Origin of the sequence: Streptomyces sp. NPDC008086 (assembly GCF_042957325.1) — a bacterium.
Classification (GTDB): domain Bacteria; phylum Actinomycetota; class Actinomycetes; order Streptomycetales; family Streptomycetaceae; genus Streptomyces.
On record NZ_JBIBIA010000006.1, the window covers coordinates 555,419 to 569,922 of the forward strand.

Below are 14,504 nucleotides of genomic sequence, written 5' to 3' on the forward strand. Positions count from 1 at the left end.
CAGGCGCGCGCCTCAGTCCCCCCTGCGCACCGCCCCCGCGAGAATCCACCCCTCGACGGCCTCGTACTGCCGTCGCTGTTCCTCCGACTCACCCCGCCCCGACAGGACCGTCCCCAGCCATCCGAAGGCGAAGCCGGCCGGTACCGACACCAGGCCGGGGGTCGTGAACGGGAACCAGTTGAAGTCGGCTTCGGGGAACGCCGAGACCGGTGACCCGGAGACCAGATTCGTCCCCGGCATCAGCACCAGCACCACCACCGAACCGCCGATCAGCGTCCACAGCAGGCCCGACCGGGTGTACCGGCGCCAGAAGAGGCTGTAGACGAGGGCCGGGGCGATGGCCGAGGCGCCCAACGTGAAGGACAGGGTCACCAGCGGCTGGAGACTGCGGTGCTGGACCATCGTCGCCAGCACGATCGCCGGAACCCCCACCGCCAGCGCCGACAGCCGTGCCACCGTCATCTCGCGGCGGCCCGACAACTCCCGCAGCCGCGTGGCGAACACGTCGTGGGCGAGGGAGTTCGCGCAGGCCAGGATCATGCCGGCGACCGAGGCGAGCACCGTGAGGAAGATGGCCGTGGTGACCGCGGTGAAGAGCAGGGTCTCCGCGGTGGAGACCTCGGCGCCGAACGCCGCCCGGGAGCCCAGCAGATACGCGGTGTTGCCCTGCGGGTCCGCCCCGGCGATCACCGCCCGCCCGATCAGTGCCGTCGCGCCGAAGCCGACGACCGTGATGACCAGCACGAACAGGGCCACGCTCGAAACCGCCCAGGACATCGAGCGCCGGACCTGACGGGCGCCGGCCGCCGTGTACATGCGCATGGTGATGTGCGGCAGCACCGCACCGCCGAGGACGACGGCGAGCTGGGAGCTGATCATGTCGAGGCGCGGATGCGGGCCGCCCGCGAACTGCAGACCCGACTCCAGGAACGCCGAGCCGACCCCGCTCTGCCGGGCCGCGGCGGCGAACAGCGCGCCCGGGTCCCAGTCGAACCGCGCCAGCACCAGCAGGGCGACCACGGCGCCCGAGCCGAGCAGCATCACCATCTTCAGGATCTGGATGAGCGCGGTGCCCTTCATCCCGCCGATCGCGGCGTAGCTGATCATCAGGACGCCGAGGCCGATGATGCACCCCGTCTTGAGGCTGTCGCTGGAGAACCCGAGGATGAAGGCCAGCAGTTGTCCGGTGCCGGCCAGCTGCACCAGCATCAGCGGCACCAGCGCGGCCAGCGTCACCGCGCACGCCGCGATCCGCACGCCCCGCCCGGGCATACGGCGCGCCAGCGCGTCGCCCATGGTGAACCGGCCCGCGTTGCGCAGGGGTTCGGCCAGCAGGAACATCAGCAGCATCAGCGACAGGGCCGTGCTCAGCGCCAGCACGACACCGTCGTAACCGCACAGGGCGACGACGCCGGTGGTGCCCAGTACGGTCGCGGCGCTGATGTAGTCGCCCGCGATGGCGAGGCCGTTGCGCATCGGGGACAGGGAGCTGTAGCCCGTGTAGAACTCGTCGAGGTCGTCCCGGTCCGGGCCGGTCATCACGCACAGCAGCAGCGTGATGGTGGCCACGGCACAGAAGGCGACCAGGGACATCGCCTGTGCGTCTCCGCTGAAGTCGGTCATCGCCGCAGCCCCCGGTTCCCCGTCTCCCGCTTGGCGTCTACTTCGGCCAACTTGCGGATGCGGTCCGCGAGCGGGTCGACGTAACGACGGGCGGTGTGCTCGTACAGGCCTATCGCCAGCCAGGTGACGGGCAGTTGGATCAGGGCGAGCAGCAGCCCGGCGGGCAGTCCGTCGGTGACCGTGCTCGACATGAACCCGGGCGCGGCGGCGGACAGGATCAGGAACAGGGTGAAGTAGCCGAGCGCGGTGAGCGTCGCCACGCGCCGCTGCCAGCGGTAGGCCGTGCGCAGGATCCGCAGGTCGCTGTGGTGTCCGAGGGGTGGGTGGTCGGGGGTTCGGTGCCGTGGGGGTGGCGGCCCCGGCGGGGTGGGGGTCTGCCAGGGGTAGGTGTCGTACGACGGTGACGTGCCGTACGACGGTGACGTGCCGTACGACGGTGACGTGTCGCCCGGGCCGTACTGGTACGGCGGTGACGGGTCGAAGGACGGGGACATCCCGTGGCTCCTTGCGTGGCTCGGGTCCGGTTGCGGCGGACCGCAGGGAGGTGGGGGGCGGGCGAGCAACGCACGTTACTCGGCGGTACCGAGATAGGCGAGGGTTTCACCAAACTGAGTGGTCGGTATGCGCTTTCTCCATCAAACCGTGTCTGACCTGGTGTGTTACCGGCGTTAACTCAGACTTTTGAGCACAGGTGACGGCCGGCGAAACTGATCGGCCCGGCGGATCGTCTTGGCAGGCGTGACAGCGACGGTGCGGGCGGCGGCGAGCCGGTGGGGGGCGCGGTGGGCGGTCCGCGGGCGTGTGCTCACCGCGTGCGCCGTGCTGACGGGCTTGTTGCTGGCGTTCCACCGGGCCGTGCCCAATTCGCTGGGACGCGCGGGGAGTCTGCTGGAGGCCTTCCTCCCCTGGCTCGGCGCGGTGGTCGTGCCGTTGCTCGGTCTCGCCCTGCTGCGCCGCTCCGCCGTCGCGCTGCTGGCGCTGCTGCTGCCGGTGGCGGCCTGGACGTACCTCTTCGGCGGGCTGCTGCTGCCCGCCCCACAGCCCGGCGCCCGCGAGCTGGTCGTGGTGCAGCACAACGTCAGCGACCAGAACGCCGACCCGACGGGCACCGCCCGCGCCCTGGCCGACGTCGAGCCGGACCTCGTCGCGCTGGAGGAACTGGTGCCCGGGGCGCTCCCGGCGTATGAGAAGGCGCTCGGCGAGGACTTCCCGTATCACGCCGTGCGGGGCACCGTCGGGCTCTGGTCGAGGCATCCGCTCGGCGCTGTCCGGACGGTGGACATCAGACCCCGTGGGATCGCCGAGGACTGGAGCCGCGGGCTGCGGACCCTGGTGCGCACGCCGCACGGCGACGTCGCGGCGTACGTCGCGCACCTGCCCTCGGTCCGCGTCCGGGCGAGCGGGCTCGCGTCGGCCCGGCGGGACGAGAGCGCCGGCCTGCTGGGCGCGGCCATCGCCGCCGAACCGCAGCGGACGGTGATCCTGCTGGGCGACCTCAACGGCACGGTCGACGACCGTGGACTCGCGCCGCTGACCTCACGGATGAACGTGGCGGAGCGGGGCTTCGCCTTCAGCTTCCCGGCCGGACTGCCCCTGGCCCGGATCGACCAGGTCATGGCCCGCTCGGCGACGGTCGGTCACATCCGCACGCTGCCCGCGACCGGCAGCGACCATCTGCCGGTCGCCGCGCGCGTCACGCTGCGGTAGCGCCGGCCGAGCGGGCGGTCCGGAAGCCGCCTTCACCGCTTCTCGACCGTGGCGTGCCATCCGACGCACAGGTGGTCCTCGACCGGAGCGGTCGGCGGCGCTGTGGGGAGCGTCGTGGGAAGCGCGGTGGCCGGTGACGCCGGGGTGCATTCCGGGGACAGCGGCTCGCGGGTCGACGACGGCTCCGGGGCGTAGGGGCTGGAGGGGCCGGCGGAGGGGGTGCTCGCGTTGAGGTACTCGGTCGCCACGTACCCGGCGACCGCGACCGTCAGGGCCGTGGCCGCGAGTGTGCGCGTGAGCCTGGGCATCGCGGAATCTCCTTCGGGACAGCGGGAGTTCGGGCCACCGTACAAGCGGTGGGATCAGTTCTCCTCAAGTACCGGGAACCGCCTCGGCGCCAGCAGCAACAGGACCAGGAAGGCCAGTGCCGCCGCGCAGGACGCGCCCAGGTAGACGGCGTGCACCGCGTCGGCGATGGCGCGTCTGGTGGCCTCCGGTGCCGTGCCGCCGGAGTCCAGGGCGCGGGTCACCGAGTCCAGGTCGCCCGCGCCGCCGAGCCGGGAGGCGAGTACGCCGTTCGCGACGGCGCCGAAGAGCGCCGCGCCCAGCGTCTGGCCCGTCTGCCGGCAGAACAGCACCGACGCGGTCGTCGTGCCCCGCTCCGACCAGCCGACCGTTGACTGCACGCCCACGATCAGCGGCAGTTGGAACAGCCCGAGGGCCGCCCCCAGCAGCAGCATCAGCAGGGTCGGCTGCCACGCCTGCCCGGGGTAGGGCAGGAAGGGGAAGGCGAGCAGGATCAGCGACGCCGTCCCGATGCCCAGCATCGCCGTGTTGCGGAAGCCGATCCTGCGGTAGACGTGCTGGCTGCACGCCGCCGACAGCGGCCAGCTCAACGTCCACACCGACAGCACGAACCCGGCCGTCATCGGGGCCAGTCCGAGGACCGACTGGGCGTACGTCGGCAGGAACACCGTCGGCGCCACCATCAGCAAGCCCAGTGCGCCCAGCGCCAGGTTCACCGCCGCGATCGTCCGGCGCCGCCACACCCAGCCCGGGATGATCGGCTCGGCCGCCCGGCGCTCCACGACCACCACGACCGCCACCAGCGCCAGTCCCGCACCGAACAGGGCGAGCGACGGACCCGACAGCCACGGCCAGGCCACCCCGCCCTGCACCACCGCCGTCAGCAGCACGCCCCCGCACGCGAACACCGCGAGCGCGCCCGCCCAGTCGACACGCGCGCGCGTGGCCGGCGCCTCCGGGTCCGGGGCGCGCTTCGGCTCGTGCAGGTGCCGCACGATCAGCCACAGGGCCACCGCCCCGATCGGCAGGTTGAGCAGGAAGATCCAGCGCCAGTCCGCGTACGCCGCCAGGACCCCGCCCAACCCGGGCCCCGCCACCGCCGACACGGCCCACACCGTGGACAACCTGGCCTGGATCCTGGGCCGTTCCTCCAGCGGGTACAGATCGGCGGCCAGCGTCTGCACCGTCCCCTGGAGCGCCCCGCCACCCAGCCCCTGCACGATTCGGAACGCGATCAGCGCCGCCATGTTCCAGGCCAGCGCGCACAGCAGCGAGCCCAGCAGGAACAGCGCCGCGCCCACGACCAGCACCGGCTTGCGGCCGAAGGTGTCGGAGAGCTTGCCGTACACCGGCAGGGTCACGGTCACCGCGAGCAGATAGCCGGAGAACAGCCAGGAGAAGACCGAGAAGCCGCCGAGGTCGCCCACGATCTGCGGGACGGCCGTGGAGACGATGGTGGCGTCGAGCGCGGCCAGCGCCATCGCGAGCATCAGAGCCGCGACCACGGCCCCGCGCTTGTCGGTTCCGGTGTGCGGTGCGGTGTCGCGTATCGCCGGTCTCGTACTGCCCACCGGGTTCCCTTCCTAATGCATTCCCCTTGCACCTATATGCCGCCGAACAGCTTCCCACTTGACCCTGACGTCGCGGCAGGGTGGAGCCTGGATGGACCGCAGGGTGGAGAGAACCCCGACGCGCGCTCCACCGAAGGGTGGAGAGCCCTTAGGGGTACCTCCGTACTAGGTCTCGGGGAGGGTTGGTACCGCCGGAGGACGAGACGCCCGGGGGGCCGTCCTTAATCTGGCTTTACGCCGCTGGGGGGCGGCTCACCGAACCGGCGGGGGTGGGGTTTTCCCCCGTACAAGACGGGGCTCGGCACCAGCGCGCCGGACCCTGCTCCGGCGCCAGACTCAACGACGTACCCAGTCATCGACGTACCGGCCCACGGCCCAGTACGCCGACTCATAACCGACTTAGGAGACATACCGTGACATCGGCTGTGACCATTCCCGGGCACGGGGGCGATTCAGAAGGTGTGGCGCGAAGCGCCTCGGTTAGGGGCGGTGGTCGGGCGGCGGGAGGGAGTACGGCCGTTGCCGCGCGGGCGCGGCAGGTCGTCAAGGCGTACGGGTCGGGGGAGACCCGGGTCGTCGCGCTCGACCACGTGGACGTGGACATCGCTCGGGGGCAGTTCACCGCGATCATGGGCCCCTCGGGGTCCGGCAAGTCCACCCTGATGCACTGCCTCGCCGGGCTCGACACCGTCACCGGCGGCCAGATCCACCTCGACGACACCGAGATCACCGGGCTGAAGGACAAGAAGCTCACCCAGCTGCGCCGGGACCGGATCGGCTTCATCTTCCAGGCGTTCAACCTGCTGCCGACGCTGAACGCCCTGGAGAACATCACGCTGCCCATGGACATCGCGGGCCGCAAGCCCGACAAGCAGTGGCTCGCGCGGGTGGTCGACACCGTCGGCCTGTCCGACCGGCTCAGGCACCGGCCCACCCAGCTCTCCGGCGGCCAGCAGCAGCGCGTCGCCGTGGCCCGCGCCCTGGCCGCCCGGCCCGAGATCATCTTCGGTGACGAGCCGACCGGAAACCTCGACTCGCGCGCGGGCGCCGAGGTACTGGGCTTCCTGCGCCGCTCCGTCGACGAGCTCGGGCAGACCATCGTGATGGTCACCCACGACCCCGTCGCCGCCTCCTACGCGGACCGGGTGCTGTACCTCGCCGACGGGCGCATCGTCGACGAGATGTACAAGCCCACCGCCGACGCCGTCCTGGACCGCATGAAGGACTTCGACGCCCGGGGGCGTACGTCATGACCGTCCTGAAGACCTCGATGCGCAACTTCTTCGCGCACAAGGGACGCATGGCCCTGTCGGCCGTGGCCGTCCTGCTGTCGGTGGCCTTCGTGAGCGGCACGCTCGTGTTCACCGACACGATGAACACCACCTTCGACAAGCTCTTCGCCGTCACCGCCTCCGACGTCACGGTCAGCCCCAGGACGGCCGAGGACGAGGACGACGGCGCCGGCACCGGCCGCCCGGTCTCGCTGCCCGCCTCCACCGTCGAGCAGGTCGCGGCCGTCGACGGCGTCCAGCAGGCCGAGGGCGCGGTCGCCTCGATGAGCGTGACCGTCGTCAACTCCGAGAACGAGAACATGGGTTCCTCCACCGGCGCGCCCACCATCGCCGGCAACTGGACCAAGAACGACCTGAAGTCCATGGAGATCACCTCCGGGCACGCCCCGCGCGGGCCCACCGAGGTCATGGTCGACGCCGACACCGCCGACAAGCACGACCTGAAGCTCGGCGACGAACTGCGCACCATCGCCGCCACCGGCGACATCCGCGCCCGGATCGTCGGCATCGCCTCCTGGAAGGTCACCAACCCCGGCGCGGCCGTCGTCTACTTCGACACCGAGACCGCCCAGCGGGGCCTCCTCGGCGCCACGGGCCGCTTCACCCAGGTCGCCGTCACCGCCGCGGCCGGCGTCAGCGACACCCAGCTCAAGCAGGACATCACCAAGTCCCTGAACGGCTCGTACAAGATCCAGACGGCCAAGGAGAACGCCGACGAGAACCGCAAGGACGTCGGCGAGTTCATGGACATCATCAAGTACGCCATGCTCGGCTTCGCCGGGATCGCGTTCCTGGTGGGCATCTTCCTGATCATCAACACCTTCTCGATGCTGGTCGCCCAGCGCACCCGCGAGATCGGCCTCATGCGGGCCATCGGCTCCTCCCGCCGCCAGGTCAACCGGTCCGTGCTGGTGGAGGCCCTGCTGCTGGGCCTCATCGGATCCGTCCTGGGCGTCGGAGCCGGTGTGGGCATCGCCGTCGGCCTGATGAAGCTGATGTCGATGGCCGGCATGAACCTCTCCACCGACGACCTCACGGTGAAGGCGGCGACCCCGGTCATCGGTCTGATCCTCGGCGTCGTCGTCACCGTCCTCGCCGCCTACCTCCCCGCCCGCCGCGCCGGCAAGGTCTCCCCGATGGCCGCCCTGCGCGACGCCGGGACCCCGGCCGACATCAAGGCCGGCTGGATCCGCGGCCTGATCGGGCTCGTCCTCACGGGCACCGGCGCCTTCGCCCTGTTCGCGGCGGCCACGGCCGACAAGGCGAGCGACGGCGCGCTGATGCTGGGCGGCGGCGTGGTGCTGACCCTGATCGGCTTCGTGGTCGTCGGCCCGCTGCTCGCGGGCGCCGTGGTCCGGGTGATCAGCGCGGTCCTGCTGCGCGCCTTCGGCCCCGTCGGCCGCATGGCCGAGCGCAACGCCCTGCGCAACCCGCGCCGTACCGGTGCCACGGGCGCCGCCCTGATGATCGGTCTCGCCCTGGTGGCCTGCCTGTCGGTGGTCGGCTCCTCGATGGTCGCCTCGGCGACGAGCGAGCTCGACAAGTCGGTCGGCGCGGACTTCATCGTCATGCGCGGCCAGCAGTCCATCGTCGCGGACGCCGAGAAGGCGATGCGGCAGACGCCGGGCCTGGAGCACGTCTCCCGCTCCAAGCAGGTCGACGCCACGCTGACCTCGCCCGACGGCAAGACCGACGACACCGGGCTCACGGCGGCCGACCCGACGTACGCCGAGGACCTGCGCCGTGCGACCACGGAGGGCACCCTGTCCGCCGCCTACGGCAAGGACGCCATGTCGGTCGGGTCCGACTACGCCAAGAAGCACGGTGTGCACGTCGGCGACACTGTCTCCGTCGCCTTCAAGGGCGGCGAGACGGCGAAGCTGAAGGTCACGGCCATCACGGACGACGACACCGCCTTCGACCAGGGCGCGCGCTACATCAGCATCGACACCCTGGAGCGGTACCTCCCCGCCGACCGGATCCCGCAGAGCGACATGCTGCTCGCCAAGGCGAAGGACGGCCAGGAGGAGGCGGCGTACGCGGCGCTGAAGAAGTCCCTGCACGACTACCCGCAGTACCCGGTCCGCGACCAGACCGACTACAAGCAGGAGCTCAAGGACCAGATGGGCCAGCTCCTGAACATGATCTACGGCCTGCTCGCCCTGGCGATCATCGTCGCCGTCCTCGGCGTGGTGAACACCCTGGCCCTGTCGGTGGTGGAACGCACCCGCGAGATCGGCCTGATGCGCGCCATCGGCCTCTCCCGCCGCCAGCTGCGCCGCATGATCCGCATGGAGTCGGTGGTGATCGCCCTGTTCGGCGCCCTGCTGGGCCTCGGACTCGGCATGGGCTGGGGCGCGACGGCCCAGAAGCTGCTCGCCCTTGAGGGCCTGAACGTCCTCGACATCCCGTGGCCGACGATCATCGGCGTCTTCATCGGCTCGGCCTTCGTGGGCCTGTTCGCGGCCCTGGTGCCGGCGTTCAGGGCGGGCCGGATGAACGTACTGAACGCCATCGCGACCGAATAGCCGAGTAGCCGAGTAGCCACAGAGGAACCGGAATCACCGAGTAGCCACCGCATACGGGGGTTGCGGGGGACGGGCCCGGTCCGCAGGAGATCCACTGCCTGCGGACCGGGCCCGACACATGTACGTCACCCTTCGGTCTGTCGCTCCAGCAGCACGACCCCGTAGGCGGTGCCCGTGACGACGTAGCGGGCGTCAGGGTGGAGTTCCCGGGCGTAGGCCTCGACGTCGCTGTAGCGCTTGCGGGAGTTGTCGAGGGCGATGTAGTCGGGATCGATGCCGCGTGTGTTGCTGATCCAGAAGACCCGGCAGCGGGAGGTGAGCCGGCTGATCGGAGCTATGTTCGCCTCGACGGAGGCGTCGTCCGGAACCTGGGAGAGGAGCCGCTCGACCGCCGTCACGCGCGCGGGCTTGCGGTAGATCTCGCTCTCCGTCAGCGCGGCGAGCGGCAGCGAGGTGGTCAGCGCGACCGAGGCCGCCGCCACGGCCGCCGGCAGTTGCTCCGCGTACGACCGCAGCCACGCGCGCGTGCTGTGCCGTGCGGTGTCGAGGGCGTCGACGAGCGCGAGGGTCACGACGGGCATGAGCACGGCGCTGTAGTGCCAGTCGGTGCCCCAGTACTGCGAGTAGGACGAGACGAAACGCCAGCCGACAGTGGGCAGTGCGACCAGCAGCAGCGGCGAGCGGATCGCGAGCAGCCCGGTCGTGGGGACGAGCAGCCAGCCGAGCGTACGGAGCTTGGTGTCGAGGCCGTCGAAGGGGCCGCCGCCGCCCGACTCGCTCACCTTGTTCCAGTAGTCGTAAGTTCCGGCGCTGTTGAAGCTCGGGATGACCAGCAGCAGGGTCACCGCGACGGCCACCACGCCGAACACGGCGACACCCAGCCCGTACCGCGCCGCCCGCGCGGAGTCCTGGCGGGCCCGCAGGGCGACGACCACGCCGATGGCCGCGACGGTCATCCCCAGGTCCTCCTTCACGAGGACCAGCGGCAGCGCCCACAGCAGAGCCCCGCGCCAACGCCGCGCGAGCAGCGCCTCAAGGCTGAACGCGATCAGCGGTACGGCGAAGCAGATCTCGTGGAAGTCGAAGTCGACAGCCTGCTGAAGTCCCCACGACAGCCCGTACGCCACCCCGATCGCGAGCCCACGCCACCGCCCCAGCATCCGGGCCGCGGCCCGGGCGACCGGCACGGCCGACAGCGCGAACAGCACGGCCTGCGCCACGAGAAGCGTCACCGGCGAGGGGAACACCCGGTAGAACGGCGCCAGCAGCACCGTCACCGGGCTGAAGTGATCCCCGAGGATGTTGAACCCCGGCCCCTTCAGATCCGCGATCGGCGCCTGAAGATGCGCGTACGACCGGATGACCTGCTCGAAGATCCCCAGATCCCACGACCGCTGCCCCAGATGCCGGTAACGGCCGACCGAGACGATCGCATAGCCGACGAAGAGCACGACAGCCAACAGCCACGGGTCACGCCGCCCGGAACCGGGCCGCGCACGCCCGTCCGGGCTCGCGGCGGGCGCCGATATGTGGGGGTCCGCGGACGTGTCCGGCGTCGTGGAGGTGGCGGGGGTGGGCATGGGGGGACCTTACGTGGTGCGGGGGACAGCGCCACAACCAGCCCGTCCGGCGTTCGAGGACGAGGCCCGGAGGGCTGATGGCGGGGTCCGGGGCGGCAGCCCCAGCGGGGTCGAAGGGGCGGAGCCCCTGCACGGCCACGTCAACGCCGCGCACAAGAGAACGGACGTTATCCACAGGCCCGGCACCCGCCCGCGCAGCGACGTACGCTGGAAGCCCCCGGCCTGCCACCCGCGTCGGGCCCTTCGTGTTGCCCACCCCCCGGACGGAAGCGCCCCTCCATGAGCCTGCACGGTCTGCTCGACGCCGTAGTCAAGGACACCGCCCTCGCGGAAGCGATCACGGCGGCCGCAGACGGCAACCGCATGCACGTCGACCTCGTCGGCCCCCCGGCGGCCCGCCCCTTCGCCATCGCCGCTCTCGCCCGCGAGACCGACCGCCCGGTCCTCGCGGTGACGGCGACGGGCCGCGAGGCCGAGGACCTCGCGGCGGCCCTGCGCTCGCTCCTCCCCTCCGAGGGCGTCGTGGAGTACCCGTCCTGGGAGACCCTCCCGCACGAGCGCCTCAGCCCCCGCAGCGACACCGTCGGCCGCCGCCTCGCGGTCCTGCGCCGCCTCGCCCACCCGCGCACCGACGACCCCGAGACCGGCCCGGTCTCCGTCGTCGTGGCCCCCGTCCGCTCGGTCCTCCAGCCCCAGGTCAAGGGCCTCGGCGATCTGGAACCGGTCGCCCTGCGGCACGGCCAGACCGCCGACCTGAACGAGATCGTGGAGTCCCTCGCGGCCGCCGCGTACGCGCGCGTGGAGCTCGTCGAGAAGCGCGGCGAGTTCGCCGTACGAGGCGGCATCCTGGACGTCTTCCCGCCCACTGAGGAACACCCCCTGCGCATCGAGTTCTGGGGCGACGACGTCGAGGAGATCCGCTACTTCAAGGTCGCCGACCAGCGCTCCCTCGAAGTCGCCGAGCACGGCCTGTGGGCGCCGCCCTGCCGCGAACTCCTCCTCACCGACGACGTACGGGCCCGCGCGCGTGCCCTCGCCGAAGAGCACCCGGAGCTCGGCGAACTGCTCGGCAGGATCGCCGAGGGCATCGCGGTCGAGGGCATGGAGTCCCTCGCCCCCGTCCTCGTCGACGACATGGAGCTGCTGCTCGACGTCCTGCCCAAGGGCGCCATGGCCGTCGTGTGCGACCCGGAGCGGGTACGCACGCGTGCCGCCGACCTCGTGGCCACCTCGCAGGAGTTCCTCCAGGCGTCCTGGGCCGCCACGGCCGGCGGCGGCGAGGCCCCCATCGACGTCGGCGCGGCCTCCCTGTGGTCCATCGCGGACGTCCGCGACCGCGCGCGCGAGCTGGAGATGATGTGGTGGTCGGTGTCGCCGTTCGCGGCCGACGAGACCCTCGACGCGGACACCCTCAAGCTCGGCATGCACGCCCCCGAGTCGTACCGCGGTGACACCGCGAAGGCCCTCGCCGACACCAAGGGGTGGCTCGCCGAAGGCTGGCGCACGGTCTTCGTGACCGAGGGCCACGGCCCGGCCGCCCGCACGGTCGAGGTGCTCGGCGGCGAGGGCGTGGCGGCCCGTCTGGAAACCGACCTGGGGGAGATCTCCCCGTCGATCGTCCATGTCGCCTGCGGCTCGATCGACTACGGCTTCGTCGATCCCGCGCTGCGGCTGGCCGTCCTGACCGAGACCGACCTGTCCGGGCAGAAGGCGGCCGGCAAGGACGGCGCCCGGATGCCGGCCCGCCGCCGCAAGACCATCGACCCGCTCACCCTGGAGACGGGCGACTACATCGTCCACGAGCAGCACGGCGTCGGCCGCTACATCGAGATGGTGCAGCGCACCGTGCAGGGCGCCACACGCGAGTACCTCGTCGTCGAGTACGCCCCCGCCAAGCGCGGCCAGCCCGGCGACCGGCTCTACATCCCCACCGACCAGCTGGAGCAGATCACCAAGTACGTCGGCGGCGAGGCCCCCACCCTGCACCGCCTGGGCGGCGCCGACTGGACGAAGACGAAGGCACGCGCGAAGAAGGCCGTCAAGGAGATCGCGGCCGACCTGATCAAGCTCTACAGCGCGCGCATGGCGGCCCCCGGGCACGCCTTCGGCTCGGACACCCCCTGGCAGCGCGAGCTGGAGGACGCCTTCCCCTACGCGGAGACGCCCGACCAGCTGACGACCATCGCCGAGGTCAAGGAGGACATGGAGAAGTCGGTCCCGATGGACCGCCTGATCTGTGGCGACGTCGGTTACGGCAAGACGGAGATCGCGGTCAGGGCCGCGTTCAAGGCGGTGCAGGACGGCAAGCAGGTGGCGGTCCTGGTGCCGACGACCCTCCTCGTCCAGCAGCACTTCGGCACGTTCTCCGAGCGCTACTCGCAGTTCCCGGTCAACACCCGGGCCCTGTCCCGCTTCCAGACCGACACCGAGGCGAAGGCGACCCTGGAGGGCCTGCGCGAAGGCTCGGTGGACATCGTGATCGGCACGCACCGGCTGTTCTCGTCGGAGACCAAGTTCAAGGACCTGGGCCTGGTCATCGTCGACGAGGAGCAGCGATTCGGCGTCGAGCACAAGGAGCAGCTGAAGAAGCTGCGCGCCAACGTGGACGTCCTGACGATGTCCGCCACCCCGATCCCGAGGACCCTGGAGATGGCGGTCACGGGCATCAGGGAGATGTCGACGATCACGACCCCGCCCGAGGAGCGCCACCCGGTCCTGACCTTCGTCGGCCCCTACGAGGAGAAGCAGATCGGCGCCGCGATCCGCCGCGAACTGCTGCGCGAGGGCCAGGTCTTCTACATCCACAACCGCGTCGAGTCCATCGACCGCGCGGCCGCCCGCCTGCGTGAGATCGTCCCCGAGGCGCGCATCGCCACCGCCCATGGCCAGATGTCGGAACAGGCGCTGGAGCAGGTCGTCGTCGACTTCTGGGAGAAGAAGTTCGACGTCCTGGTCTCGACGACGATCGTCGAGTCCGGCATCGACATCTCCAACGCCAACACCCTGATCGTGGAGCGTGGCGACAACTTCGGCCTCTCCCAGCTGCACCAGCTGCGCGGCCGGGTGGGGCGCGGGCGCGAGCGCGGGTACGCGTACTTCCTGTACCCGCCGGAGAAGCCGCTGACGGAGACGGCCCACGAGCGGCTCGCGACCATCGCCCAGCACACTGAGATGGGCGCGGGCATGTACGTCGCCATGAAGGACCTGGAGATCCGCGGCGCCGGCAACCTGCTGGGCGGCGAGCAGTCCGGCCACATCGCGGGCGTCGGCTTCGACCTGTACGTCCGTATGGTCGGCGAGGCCGTCGCCGACTACCGCGCCTCGCTGGAGGGCGGGGTGGAGGAGGAGCCGCCGCTGGAGGTCAAGATCGAGCTGCCGGTCGACGCCCACGTCCCGCACGACTACGCGCCGGGCGAGCGGCTCCGCCTCCAGGCCTACCGTGCCATCGCCTCCGCCAACACGGAGGAGGACATCAAGGCCGTACGCGAGGAACTCGTCGACCGTTACGGCAAGTTGCCCGAGCCGGTCGAGAACCTCCTGCTGGTGGCGGGCCTGCGGATGCTGGCCCGCGCGTGCGGCGTCGGCGAGATCGTCCTCCAGGGCAACAACATCCGCTTCGCACCGGTGGAGTTGCGCGAGTCCCAGGAGCTGCGGGTCAAGCGCCTGTACCCGGGCACCGTCATCAAGCCGGCCGTGCACCAGCTGCTGGTGCCACGCCCGAAGACCGCGAAGGTGGGCGGAAAGCCGCTGGTCGGGCGGGAGTTGCTGGGCTGGGTCGGAGAGTTCCTGGCGTCGATCCTGGGGTCGTGACAGCGCCTACGTGCGCCACGGGACCGTCCCCCTCGCCTCGATCCGGCTCTGGCTAGCCCTAGCCCTAGCCCTAGCCCTAGGCCTAGC

Annotated in this window: 9 protein-coding genes; 4 read left to right on the forward strand and 5 right to left on the reverse strand. The window is 71.1% G+C overall.

Going from position 1 to position 14,504, the window contains the following annotated elements:
- Window positions 1–12 precede the first annotated feature (12 nt).
- Together ACFZBP_RS23905 and ACFZBP_RS23910 are read right to left on the reverse strand one after the other, a co-directional pair.
- On the reverse strand, window positions 13–1,623 hold the full coding sequence (locus ACFZBP_RS23905; protein WP_383448171.1) for a cation acetate symporter: 1,611 nt from the start codon (window positions 1,621–1,623) through the stop codon (window positions 13–15).
- On the reverse strand, window positions 1,620–2,117 hold the full coding sequence (locus ACFZBP_RS23910) for a DUF485 domain-containing protein (protein WP_391415926.1): 498 nt from the start codon (window positions 2,115–2,117) through the stop codon (window positions 1,620–1,622). The genes ACFZBP_RS23905 and ACFZBP_RS23910 overlap by 4 nt, the downstream gene beginning before the upstream one ends.
- 307 nt (window positions 2,118–2,424) lie before the next feature.
- On the opposite strand from ACFZBP_RS23910, the gene ACFZBP_RS23915 reads away from it, so the two are divergent.
- Window positions 2,425–3,330, forward strand: coding sequence for an endonuclease/exonuclease/phosphatase family protein (locus ACFZBP_RS23915; RefSeq protein WP_391416102.1), 906 nt, complete (start codon window positions 2,425–2,427; stop codon window positions 3,328–3,330).
- Between the two features lie 32 nt (window positions 3,331–3,362).
- Here the strand turns inward: ACFZBP_RS23915 and ACFZBP_RS23920 are convergent, their stop codons facing one another.
- On the reverse strand, window positions 3,363–3,638 hold the full coding sequence (locus ACFZBP_RS23920; protein ID WP_391415929.1) for a hypothetical protein: 276 nt from the start codon (window positions 3,636–3,638) through the stop codon (window positions 3,363–3,365).
- 54 nt (window positions 3,639–3,692) lie between these two features.
- Complete coding sequence (locus ACFZBP_RS23925) at window positions 3,693–5,207, reverse strand: MFS transporter (RefSeq protein WP_391415931.1); 1,515 nt, start codon at window positions 5,205–5,207, stop codon at window positions 3,693–3,695.
- Window positions 5,208–5,668: 461 nt separating this feature from the next.
- Between ACFZBP_RS23925 and ACFZBP_RS23930 the strand changes: the two genes are divergently transcribed.
- Together ACFZBP_RS23930 and ACFZBP_RS23935 are read left to right on the forward strand one after the other, a co-directional pair.
- Window positions 5,669–6,460: an ATP-binding cassette domain-containing protein gene (locus tag ACFZBP_RS23930; RefSeq protein ID WP_391416104.1), complete on the forward strand. Its 792-nt coding sequence runs from the start codon at window positions 5,669–5,671 to the stop codon at window positions 6,458–6,460.
- A complete protein-coding gene (locus ACFZBP_RS23935; protein ID WP_391415934.1) occupies window positions 6,457–9,027 on the forward strand; it encodes an FtsX-like permease family protein in 2,571 nt (856 codons plus the stop codon). Before ACFZBP_RS23930 ends, ACFZBP_RS23935 begins: the two co-directional genes overlap by 4 nt.
- Before the next feature lie 125 nt (window positions 9,028–9,152).
- Here the strand turns inward: ACFZBP_RS23935 and ACFZBP_RS23940 are convergent, their stop codons facing one another.
- Window positions 9,153–10,607: a DUF2079 domain-containing protein gene (locus tag ACFZBP_RS23940; RefSeq protein ID WP_383448189.1), complete on the reverse strand. Its 1,455-nt coding sequence runs from the start codon at window positions 10,605–10,607 to the stop codon at window positions 9,153–9,155.
- Window positions 10,608–10,886: 279 nt separating this feature from the next.
- Here ACFZBP_RS23940 and mfd point away from each other — a divergent pair, with 279 nt between their 5' ends.
- Entirely contained in the window at window positions 10,887–14,417 is a 3,531-nt protein-coding gene (gene mfd, locus ACFZBP_RS23945; protein WP_383448192.1) for a transcription-repair coupling factor, read from the forward strand.
- The last annotated feature ends 87 nt before the right edge of the window (window positions 14,418–14,504 follow it).

Bases quoted from the DNA above. Each gene is read 5' to 3' on its own strand.
- ACFZBP_RS23920 (WP_391415929.1), bottom strand. From the start codon at position 3,638: ATGCCCAGGCTCACGCGCACACTCGCGGCCACGGCCCTGACGGTCGCG.
- ACFZBP_RS23940 (WP_383448189.1), bottom strand. From the start codon at position 10,607: ATGCCCACCCCCGCCACCTCCACGACGCCGGACACGTCCGCGGACCCC.
- ACFZBP_RS23905 (WP_383448171.1), bottom strand. From the start codon at position 1,623: ATGACCGACTTCAGCGGAGACGCACAGGCGATGTCCCTGGTCGCCTTC.
- ACFZBP_RS23935 (WP_391415934.1), top strand. From the start codon at position 6,457: ATGACCGTCCTGAAGACCTCGATGCGCAACTTCTTCGCGCACAAGGGA.
- ACFZBP_RS23910 (WP_391415926.1), bottom strand. From the start codon at position 2,117: ATGTCCCCGTCCTTCGACCCGTCACCGCCGTACCAGTACGGCCCGGGC.
- mfd (WP_383448192.1), top strand. From the start codon at position 10,887: ATGAGCCTGCACGGTCTGCTCGACGCCGTAGTCAAGGACACCGCCCTC.